Here is a 967-nt window from a genome sequence, read left to right on the forward strand (position 1 = left end):
GCCACGCTGAAGCCCGGCGCCAAGCAGGCCCTCGCCGGCCCGGCGCTCGACTTCACGTCGCCGTACGCGCTGCCCCGCCGAGGCGGCGGAGCCGCTCTACGCCACCACCCAGGACCCGGGCGTGCGTCCCGCGGCGCCTCCCCGGTCCTCACCTGGTTCGCGCTGCCGGACGACGCGGAGTAGGTGTCGATGGACGTGGGGAGCCGCCGTGCCCTGGGCAGCCGTTACGAGCTCGTCGACCGCCTGGGATCGGGCGCGATGGGCGAGGTCTGGCGCACCCGCGACCGCACCACCGAGGAGCTCGTCGCCGCCAAGCTGCTGCGCAGCGACCTGACCCAGGACCCCGAGATCGTCGGGCGCTTCATCCAGGAGCGCTCGATCCTGCTCGCGCTGCGCCACCCCGGCGTCGTCCGCGTCCGTGACCTCGTGGTCGAGGGCGACGACCTCGCGATCGTCATGGACCTGGTGTCGGGCCGCGACCTGCGCGCCCACCTGCGCGCCGCCGGCACGCTGCCCGCCCGCGAGGCCGTCGAGGTCGCCGCCGCGTGCTGGACGCCGTGGCCGCCGCCCACGAGGTCGGCTGCCTGCACCGCGACGTCAAGCCCGACAACGTCCTGGTCGAGGACGGCGAGGGTCCGATGGCCGAGCGCGTCCGGCTGTCCGACTTCGGCATCGCCCGCCTGGCGCAGGAGTCCACCGTCCAGGCCACCGGACTGCTCGGCACCCCCGCCTACATGCCGCCCGAGCTGTTCGCCGAAGGCCGCTTCAGCGGGGCGTCGGACGTCTACGCCACGGGCGTCCTGCTCTACGAGCTGCTGGCCGGACGCACGCCGTTCGCGGGCCCGGGCACCGCGCACACGATCGGCTTCCGCCACGTCACCGCGGACGTGCCGCGCGTGCCCGTCGCCGAAGCCGCTGTGGCAGGCGCTGCAGGCGATGCTGGCCAAAGGACCCGACCCGGCGCCCG

Annotated in this window: 1 protein-coding gene and 1 pseudogene; both read left to right on the forward strand. The window is 75.3% G+C overall.

The window, feature by feature from the left end; genetic code table 11:
- Positions 1–183: hypothetical protein (locus tag AC2W7G_RS17190; protein ID WP_485869512.1), on the forward strand; the 183-nt coding region annotated here is incomplete at its 5' end.
- Between the two features lie 6 nt (positions 184–189).
- Positions 190–967, forward strand: a pseudogene (locus AC2W7G_RS17195) (serine/threonine-protein kinase); the annotation flags it as partial.

This window comes from Aeromicrobium sp. PFPM2_SD2 (assembly GCF_057364525.1).